This window comes from Streptomyces sp. NPDC060027 (assembly GCF_042737005.1).
GTDB lineage: Bacteria > Actinomycetota > Actinomycetes > Streptomycetales > Streptomycetaceae > Streptomyces.
The window spans coordinates 81,747-91,400 of sequence record NZ_JBHWVI010000008.1 but is presented as its reverse complement, the minus strand read 5'-3'; the positions used below and the strand labels follow the sequence as shown (position 1 = coordinate 91,400).

General features: G+C 71.1%; 7 protein-coding genes. 5 read left to right on the top strand and 2 right to left on the bottom strand.

Going from position 1 to position 9,654, the window contains the following annotated elements; all coding sequences use genetic code 11:
- Positions 1-113: 113 nt before the first annotated feature.
- Entirely contained in the window at positions 114-1,637 is a 1,524-nt protein-coding gene (locus ACFWBT_RS04015) for an amino acid permease (protein WP_385695552.1), read from the top strand.
- Positions 1,638-1,808: 171 nt separating this feature from the next.
- Here ACFWBT_RS04015 and ACFWBT_RS04010 read toward each other — a convergent pair whose 3' ends face one another.
- Entirely contained in the window at positions 1,809-2,183 is a 375-nt protein-coding gene (locus ACFWBT_RS04010; protein ID WP_385695550.1) for an NTP pyrophosphohydrolase, read from the bottom strand.
- A gap of 4 nt (positions 2,184-2,187) precedes the next feature.
- Positions 2,188-3,087 (bottom strand): hypothetical protein, encoded by a 900-nt coding sequence (locus ACFWBT_RS04005; protein WP_385695547.1) that lies wholly within the window; start codon positions 3,085-3,087, stop codon positions 2,188-2,190.
- A 98-nt stretch (positions 3,088-3,185) separates the two neighbouring features.
- On the opposite strand from ACFWBT_RS04005, the gene ACFWBT_RS04000 reads away from it, so the two are divergent.
- The 4 genes from ACFWBT_RS04000 to ACFWBT_RS03985 all read left to right on the top strand — a co-directional run bounded on the left by ACFWBT_RS04000 (position 3,186) and on the right by ACFWBT_RS03985 (position 9,630).
- A complete protein-coding gene (locus ACFWBT_RS04000; protein WP_385695544.1) occupies positions 3,186-4,412 on the top strand; it encodes a CapA family protein in 1,227 nt (408 codons plus the stop codon).
- A 431-nt stretch (positions 4,413-4,843) separates the two neighbouring features.
- Positions 4,844-7,105, top strand: a complete 2,262-nt coding sequence (locus ACFWBT_RS03995) for a cache and HAMP domain-containing protein (protein WP_385695542.1) — start codon at positions 4,844-4,846, stop codon at positions 7,103-7,105.
- 6 nt (positions 7,106-7,111) lie between these two features.
- A complete protein-coding gene (pgsB, locus tag ACFWBT_RS03990) occupies positions 7,112-9,151 on the top strand; it encodes a poly-gamma-glutamate synthase PgsB (RefSeq protein ID WP_385695539.1) in 2,040 nt (679 codons plus the stop codon).
- A complete protein-coding gene (locus ACFWBT_RS03985) occupies positions 9,148-9,630 on the top strand; it encodes a poly-gamma-glutamate biosynthesis protein PgsC/CapC (RefSeq protein WP_266763537.1) in 483 nt (160 codons plus the stop codon). The genes pgsB and ACFWBT_RS03985 overlap by 4 nt, the downstream gene beginning before the upstream one ends.
- Positions 9,631-9,654: the final 24 nt, after the last annotated feature.

The window sequence follows — 9,654 nt, the reverse complement described above, 5'->3', positions numbered from 1 at the left end:
ACCCTGTACGGGTGGTGAAACCGGCCCATCTGCGTGAACCGGGCCGTGTCGGGGGATACGTGCTACCTGCCCTCTCGATCATGTCGAGGACGACAAGCGTGGGAGGTACGTCCGTGAGCAACACCCTCTTCAGGACGAAGAAGGTCGAACAATCGATCTTGGACACTGAGGAGCCGGAGCACGCGCTCAAGAAGACGCTGTCCGCTCTGGATCTCACCGTGTTCGGTGTCGGTGTCATCATCGGCACCGGCATCTTCGTCCTCACCGGCAAAGTGGCCAAGGAGAACGCGGGGCCGGGGGTCTCGCTGGCCTTCGTCGCCGCGGGCGTCGCCTGCGCGCTGGCGGCCCTGTGCTACGCGGAGTTCGCCTCCACGGTCCCGGTCGCAGGATCCGCGTACACCTTCTCCTACGCCTCCCTCGGCGAGCTGCCCGCCTGGATCATCGGCTGGGACCTGGTCCTGGAGTTCGCGCTCGGCACGGCGGTGGTGGCCGTCGGCTGGTCGGGCTACGTGCGCTCGCTGATGGACAACGCGGGCTGGCACCTGCCCGAGTCGCTCAGCGGGCGCGAGGGGTCCACCGGGTTCGGTTTCGACATCCTCGCCGCCGCGCTGGTGCTGGTGCTCACCGCCATCCTCGTCATCGGCGTGAAGCTCTCCGCCCGGATCACCACAGTGGTCGTCGCCATCAAGGTCACGGTCGTCCTGATCGTGATCATCGCGGGCGCCTTCTTCATCGAGGGCAAGAACTACGAGCCGTTCATCCCCCCGGCGCAGGCCGTGGAGGCGGGCAGCGGCATCAAGTCCCCGCTCATCCAGCTGATGTTCGGCTGGGCGCCGACCAACTTCGGCGTGATGGGCATCTTCACCGCGGCCTCCGTGGTGTTCTTCGCCTTCATCGGCTTCGACGTGGTCGCGACCGCCGCCGAGGAGACGAAGAACCCGCAGCGGGACATGCCGCGCGGCATTCTCGGCTCGCTCGTCATCTGCACCACGCTCTACGTCCTGGTGTCGATCGTGGTCACGGGCATGCAGAATTACACCAAGCTGTCCGTGGACGCCCCGCTCGCCGACGCGTTCAAGGCCACCGGGCACCCCTGGTACGCGGGTGTCATCAGCTTCGGCGCCGCCGTCGGACTGACCACGGTCTGCATGATCCTGCTGCTCGGCCAGACCCGTGTGTTCTTCGCGATGAGCCGCGACGGACTGCTGCCGCGCTTCTTCTCCCGGGTGCACCCGAGGTTCCGCACCCCGCACCGGCCGACCATCCTGCTCGGTGTGATCATCGCGATCCTCGCGGGCTTCACCAGCCTCAGCGAGCTGGCCGAACTGGTCAACATCGGCACGCTCTTCGCCTTCATCGTGGTCGCCGTCGGCGTCGTCGTCCTCCGCCACACCCGCCCCGACCTGCCCCGCGCCTTCCGCACCCCGCTGGTGCCGTGGGTGCCGATCCTGTCGGTCCTCGCGACGCTGTGGCTGATGCTGAACCTGCCCGCGGAGACCTGGCTGCGGTTCGCGATCTGGATGGTGATCGGCATCGTCGTGTACTTCCTGTACGGGCGCTCCCACAGCCGCCTCGGCCGGCACGAGGAGACGTCGCTGGGCGAGGTCCAGGGCCCGCCCGGCGGCCCCGGCCGGTAGCCGACCCGCACCGCCCTCGGGCCCCGTACGTCCCCTCCGCCGGTGACTACGGGGCCCTTCGGCGTCCCCGGGCCCGGCCGAGGTCCGTACACAGGCCGCGAGGTAGTCCTCGTACGGCCGTCGTCGTCGGCGGCGGCGGCGACGCGGTGCGCGGTGCGCGCTGACCGGCGGTCAGGGGTGGGGGCGTACCGTGCGCGGCCCGGTGACCTCCGCGCCCAGTTCGCCGACCCGGCGGCGCAGTTCGCGGTCGGCCGTGACGACCAGACGGGCGCGGCCCCCGGCCTCGGCCACCAGCTCCACCATGCGGTCGTCGCCGCTGCCCGGCGCCTCGTCGACACGGACCCCGGGGACGGAAGCCACCCCGCGCGCCGCGCCCTCCACCACCAGGACGATCTCCAGGCGACCCGGGTGGCCGGGCAGGCCCCGCTCGGCGAAGTCCGCCAGCCGGTCCCTTAGCCGCTCGGCGGCGCCGCGGCGGTCGCGCCACCAGCCGTCCGGCACGGACCCCACCACGTTGGCGCCGTCCACGATGAGCAGAGTCGTCATGCCCTCACCCTGCCAGAACGCCCTCGGCCCAGCGGCGCGTGACGACGGACACGGCCTCGGCCACCCGGCCGGCCTTCCGGACGTCCGAGCGCGGCCCCGGGGCGAACTCCACATGGAGGAACGGAACCCCCTTCTCGGCGGCCCGGCGCCCCTGCACGTTGTCCCGCCCGGCGAGCGGGCAGGAGCGGGCCCAGGCCCGGCACACGTCGAAGTCCTTCGCACCGAGCGCGTCGGCGAGCCGGCGGCCCGCGGGGCGGCCGGCCGTTCCGGCACCCGCCGAGGCGATCACGTCGTAGCGCGGGGCGGACTCCTGGGCGAAGCCGTGCAGCTGGATGCCGGCGACACGGCGCCGGACGAGTTCGGAGCAGACCGCGTGGAAGACGGTGTCGCGGCGGTGCGCCACGTCCGCGGCATCCCCCTCGCCTGATTTGCGATGTGCTCCAGCAATGACCAACAGGCCGCCGGAGGAGCCTCTCAGAACGCGGACGCCCAGCAGTTCCGTGTGCTTGTCCGCGACCGGATGGGGCACCTGTACCGACCATCGGACGGGGTGGCCGAGGCCGATGAAGACGCGGCCCCAGCCGCGCGGCGCGGGCCCCTGGTCGACGCGGTCGTACACCTCTGCGAATTGTCGGCCGGTGACGCTGTCGACCACGGTGCGCACGGCGAAGTCGACCTCGGCGAGCCGCTGTTCGGCCTGTTCCCGGTGGTGGTCGAGGAGGAGTCCCACTCCGTCGGCGACCGTCTGCCGCTCTGCGCGGGAGGGTGGCCGGAAGGTGCCGTCGGGTGCGAACCGGTCGGTGTACGCCGCGACCGAGCGGGCCAGGTCGACGGACGGCGGACCGTCCCCGGGGCGGCCGGAGGCCGACTCCCCGCCGGTGTCGCGGGTGTCGCGCAGGACCACCGTTCCCCAACAGGCTAGAGCGGCGATGAGCAAGAGAAGTGTTGCGATCGTTATCGTTCTGGAGCGGTTTGCCCTCATGGTTGTATCAAGATATCTCGGTGACCAGACGTCGTAACCGCCGCACCTTGCCCACTCTCCTGGCCCCGCTCGCCCTCGTCGCCGCACTGTCGGGGTGCGGCCTCGTCGGTGGAGGTGGGGACTCCGACTCCACGTCGAAGGGTGGCGGACGCTCGTTCACCGTAGCCGCGGCCGGTGACATTCTGATCCATCCTCAGCTCATCGAGCAGGCGACGGCGGACGCCAAGGAGACCGGCCGGGGGGTCGACGGTCTGGACTTCGGCCCGCTCATGGCCGGGATCAGGCCGGTGATCAGCAAGGCGGACCTGGGGATCTGCCACATGGAGCCGGTGATGGGCAAGCCGAAGGGCCCCTTCGAGAGCTACCCCAACTTCCTCATACCGCCGCAGATAGCCGGGACCATCAAGGACATCGGCTACGACACCTGCTCGACCGCCTCCAACCACTCGATCGACCACGGCTACGCCGGTGTGAAGCGCACCCTCGACACCCTGGACTCCGCGGGCCTCAAGCACACGGGCTCCTTCCGTACCGAGAAGGACGCGCTCACCCCGCTGATCATGAACGTCAAGGGCGTGAAGGTCGCGCAGATCTCCTTCGCCTTCGGCTTCAACGCCCACGAGTTGCCCAAGGACAAGCCGTGGCTGGTCAACCAGAACGACCTGGGCCGGATCAGGACGGCCGAGAAGCGGGCCCGCTCGGCCGGCGCCGAGGTCGTGATCCTCAGCATCCACTGGGGCCGTGAGCACCACCCCAACCCGTCGACCCCGCAGCTCAAGTTCGCCCGGCAGCTGGCCCGGGAGACCGGCATCGACCTGGTCATCGGGCACCACGCGCATGTCGTGCAGCCGATGGAGAAGGTCGACGGCACCTGGATCGTGTACGGCCTCGGCAACCAGGTCGCGCGTCACGACGTGCCGACGGGGCTCACCGAGGAGGGCGTGATCGGCTGGTTCACCTTCACCGAGCGCGGCGGCAAGTGGGACGTCGAGGCCCGCTACGAGCCGACCCTCGTGGAGATTCCGCCGGACCCCGAGGCGACCGAGGACGGCACCCCGGCCGAGCCGGCGAAGGGTGACGTCAAGAACTACCGGCTGGTGGACGTCGCGGCGGAGCTCAAGCGCGACGACCTGAGCGACCAGGAGCGGTCCCGTCTCCGGCTGGCCTTCGAGCGGACCGAGGGCACCATGCTCAACCGCGGCGCGGCGAAGGACGGCCTCAAGCCCCTCACGGAGCTGCCGGGCTGAGGCCGACCGGCGCGACGATCCGTGCCCGGCCCGCCTCGGGCCGGGCACTGCCCTTGTCGCGGGCAGCGAGCCGACGTTCGGGTCCGCCCGTGCCGGAGCCGATGGTCGGGCGGGTGCGGGTCCTCAGCCCGCGCCGCCGGAGCGGTGACGGACTCCATCCGAACCGGAATCGATCGGTCCTGCCCGAATGTGCCCATCCGAAACATGATGTTGCCCAGATCACTTTTATTCCGTGCAACTTCCTGACGCCTTCGCCGGTCTGACACGCGCAGAGACTCAATTTTCCCTTCTGTGCCCCTGTGCCACGCCCGTACCCGCACCCGCAAGCAGGCCGCTTCCCCGCACGCCTGCCCGTACAACCGCTTGAGAGGACCTGTCCGTTGGCGCCATCGCCCCCGGCGCGGCAGCACCGTGCTCGCCGCAGAGCTGATATGTCGCTGCTTGGCGGCATACGGCCGCCCATAGCGGTCCTGTCGGCGCTCCTCCTCTCGCTCGCGGCCGTCACGGCGCTCGTGCTCGGTCCGGCCGGTGACACCAGCCTGCCCAAGGCCGTCCAGACGTCCCAGCAGCACTTCGCGGAGGACGGCGCGATCGCCCTGCGTGCCTCCATCGACGAGTCGGTGACCGACCTCGACCGCTCCGCCGCCCTGTTCAGCGCGGGCGCGCCGGTCTCCGGCGACACCGTGCTCGACAAACTGGGCAACACGTACCAGAAGTGGATGGGTACGGCGGTCATCGAGATCCGGTCGGGCAAGCTCGTCGCGACCCGCGGCGAGACTGTCCCGCTGACCTCCCTCGACCGGTCCACCCTCGGCGACGAGGGCGGGCTCGCGCCCCGCATGGTGCGCCTGGAGAACGGCGAGGTCCGGCTGCTGTCCTTCGCGCTGCTGTCCTGGCCGGGCAAGCCGCAGCTGCTTCTCGTCGCCTCCAACAGCCTCAAGTTCCCCGGCATCAGCCTCGGCCAGTTCCGCTCCATCGCGGTCGTGGACCGCTCCGGGGCGATCCTCAGCAGCGACGGCATCCCCGAGCCCGAGCAGGTCCTCACCGACCTCCAGCGCGAAGAGGTCGCCGCGTCCAACAAGCAGCTCAAGTCCTTCGCGAAGAAGGCCGCGAGCAAGGCCGGGGAGCACCCGCTCAGCACCAAGGAGCCCGGCTCCGGCGGCTACCTGGGCGTGAGCGGCAGCCTGCTCGGCGGCACCTTCCTCAGCGACCGGTCCGTCGCCGGCTACGCCACGCTCTCCGCGCCGCAGCCCGGCGAGACCACCACCGCGACCGCCCTCGGCCTCACCGTGGTCGCCATGGTGAAGGTCGCCGAGGACCCCACCCGTTCCACCTCTCCCGTTTTCGGGCTGCTCGCCGGCGGCGCCCTCCTGATCATCGGCGGCATCGCCGTCGCCGTCCTGCTCGGTACGGTGCAGCGGCCGCTCATCCGGCTCTTCCTGGAGTCGCGCCGCCTCACCCGCGGCGACCTGGCACGCCCGGTGAGCGTCCCCGGCTACGGCGAGGCCCGCCGGATCGGCACGGCCCTGGAAGCACTGCGCGGCCAGCTGCTCGGCGAAGGAGCGGAGCGGAGCGAGGCCGCGCCCCGCCCGCGCGGCGCGCGCCGCATCGGAACCCGCGGCCTGCTCGCCGTCTGCGCGGTCCTGCTGCTCGCCTGGTCGGCCCCGCTGCTGCTCATCCTGAACCGGGCCGACGGCACCGTCGTCGTACCGCAGCAGCTCGTGAACGACCAGCGCGAGCGCACCGACACGCTCACCGACCGGGTGCGCCGCGCGCTCAACGAGGGCGAGGCCGACCTCCAGTCCGTGGCCACGCTGATCGGCGACCGCACCACCCCGGACGACATGACCAAGGTGCTGGACCGCACGCTCAACCAGCACCTGCGCTACCAGTCGCTCTACGTCGTCGACGCCTCCGGCGACGTGGTCGCCCAGGTCGGCGACAAGCCCCGCGAGGCACGGCCCAAGCCCGCCACCGCCGACCCCATCCAGCTGCTCGGCCAGGGAGGCAAGAAGCCGCTCGTGGTCGGCACCGCCGAGATCCCCGGCCGCGACGGGTCCGCGCTGGTCGGTGAGTTCCGGATCGACTTCCTCAACTCGGTGCTCAAGAGGCCGGGCCTCGGCGTCGTACGCCTCGTCGACGACCAGGGCAAGGTCATCGCCGGCAACACCGGCTACCTCGCCTTCCAGTCGCTGCCCGACCAGCGCCTGAAGGACCTGGTCTTCGCGGCCGGGCAGAAGGTCGGCAAGTCCGCACACGCCGCCGGTGTCCTCTACCGCGAGCACGGCGTGCAGATCGCCGCCGCGGCTCCCTTCGTGGGAGGCGGCCCGGCCAAGCAGCTCGGCTGGACCGTCGTCAGCTGGCAGCCCGCGGACCGGCTCGCCATCCCCGAGTACGACGTGCAGCACCGCACGGTGCTCGCCGGACTGCTGGGCGCCGCCGCCGCGGCCGCCTGCCTCGGCTGGATGCACATCGTGGTGGCCCGGCCGCTGCGCGCCCTGGCCGGCCAGGCCGAGGCGCTGGCCGGCGGCGACCGCAAGACCGTCCTGTTCCCGCGCAACCACGACGAGGTCGGCGCGGTCACCCGCTCCCTGGAACTCGTCCGCCAGCAGCTCCAGGAACAGCGCAGACAGCAGCCGTCCCCGCGCCGGAGCGCACCCGGCACCGCGCCCCAGCAGCACGTAAGGAACTGATCAGCCGTGCTCTTCCTCTTCACCGTCCTGGTGGTGTGCTGCGCGATCCTGCTGGTGGCGGGCATCGTCGAACAGCGGCGGCACTTCACCAACCTGGACAACATTCCCACCCGGGTGCTGGTCAACGGCATCCGCGGCAAGTCGTCCATCACCCGGCTCTGCGCGGGCGCGCTGCGCGGCGGCGGGCTGACCACGGTCGCCAAGACCACCGGTACGGCGGCCCGGTTCATCCACCCCGACGCCACCGAGGAGCCGGTCTACCGCAAGTTCGGCATCGCCAACGTCGTCGAGCAGATCGGCATCGTCCGGCGCGCGGCGGCGTACAACCCGGACGCCCTGGTCATCGAGTGCATGGCCGTCATGCCGGCCCTCCAGGAGATCAACCAGTCCAAGCTGATCCGCTCCACGATCGGCGTCCTGTGCAACGTCCGTGAGGACCACCTCGCCGAGATGGGCCCCACCCTCGACGACGTGGCCCGCTCGCTCTCCCGGTCCATGCCGGAGGGTGGCATCTGTGTCACCGCCGAGCAGGAGCGCTTCGCGATCCTCCAGGAGGAGGCCGACTCCCGCGACTGCAAACTGATCTACGCCGACCCGGAAACGGTCTCGGACGAGGAGCTGCGCGGCTTCAGCTGGTTCACCTTCAAGGAGAACGTGGCGATCGCGCTCACCGTCGCCGAACTCCTCGGTGTGGAGCGGGAGACGGCCCTCCAGGGCATGTACGACGCGCCGCCGGACCCGGGTGTCCTCTCCGTCGAGCGGTATGTCACCGAGGACGGGAAGAAGCTCCGCTTCGCCAACGTGTTCGCGGCCAACGACCCCGAGTCGACGCTGATGAACATCAACCAGCTGCTCGATCTCGGCGCCGTCCACCGCCCGCTCAACGTGGTCATCAACTGCCGCCCCGACCGCGTCGAGCGCAACGGTCAGATGGGCGAGATCATCCCCGAGCTGGACCCCGAGAAGGTCTTCGTGATCGGCCACCCGGCCAAGAGCGCCATCGACGCGATGCCCGCGGAGTACCGCTCCCGCGCGGTCGACCTCGGCGGCGACCGCCGCGACCCCGAGGAGTTCATGCGGCAGCTGCTCGGCGAGCTCGGCGCGGACAGCTCGCTGGTGGCCATCGGCAACATCCACGGCCAGGGCGAGCACCTGCTGGAGCACCTCGCCGAACTCCCCGCGGACGACAGCGCGGACGACGGTGCGGACGAGGGCGCGGACGAGAACGCCGCCGGTGACGACGAGCGCGCCGGCCGTCCCGGCGGCACGGCCGACGAGCCGCGTGTGCCGACGCCGGTGCGCGAGCACGTCGAGACCGTGCAGCTGTACGCGCCGCGGATCGACCCCTACCAGCGGTACCCGGAGGCGTACGAGACGCGGTACGCGCCCCAGACCCATGTCCCCGCACAGCGCACCGCGGACCACCCGTACCCCCAGCAGGGTCACCCGCAGGCGACGCCCGAACAGCAGGGCCGTCCGCGCCGGGGCCGCCCCCAGCAGGGCCGGCCGCAGCCTCAGCAGGGCCACCCGCAGGCCGGGCACGTCCAGCAGGGCCACCCGCAGGCGACGCTCGACCAGCAGGGTCAGCCTCAGCAGGGTCAGCCTCAGCAGGGCCGGCCTCAGCAGGGCCGGCCTCAGCAGGGTCAGCCTCAGCAGGGCCGGCCGCAGGCGGCGCTCCCGCAGACGGACCCGCTGGGTGCGTCCGCGCCGGAGGGCCGGTCGCGGCGGGCGCGTCCCGAATACCCGCAGCAGACACAGCAGCACCAACTGGAGCAGTCACACCAGCCGCACCAGCCGCACCGGTCGGAGCACCCGCACCAGCAGCCGGAGCACCCGCGCCGGAGCCACCAGCCGGAGCAGGTGTACCGGCCCGAGCAGGCCCGTGAGCCCTGGCCGGACGGGTCGCAGGGACCCGCCGACACACGGCCCCAGCCGCCCGGGTCCGGTGAACAGCCCGGGTCCCGCGGCCTGTTCGAACCCCGCGTACCTCCCACACACCCCGACGACGACCCCCAGCAGTGGCGCAGCCCAGGAGAGCCCCGTTGATCCCCTCCGTCCTCACCCCCGAGATCGCCGCGATCGGCATCGGCCTGGGCCTGATGTTCTCGCTGATCTGCTACCTCACCACCAACCTCTCGCCCGGCGGCATGATCACCCCTGGCTGGCTGGCGCTCACCCTCATCGAGGACCTGCAGCGCGCGGCGCTCGTCCTCGGCGTGACCGTTCTGACGTACGTCACCACCCTGCTGCTCCAGCGCTTCGTGATCCTCTACGGCAAGCGCCTGTTCGCGGCCGTCGTGCTGACCGGTGTACTGATCCAGGCGTCCGTGATCATCGTGCTCCAGATGGAGTTCCCGCTGCTGTACGCCAACCAGACCCTGGGCTTCATCGTTCCCGGTCTCGTCGGCTACCAGCTGGTGCGCCAGCCCAAGGGGGCCACGCTGCTGTCGACCGGTTCGGTCACGCTCGCCACCTATGTCGTGCTGACCGCCGGAATCCTTCTCGGCGCCATGCCGTCCGCCTGAGCCCGCCTCTTTCTTCGGAACCTC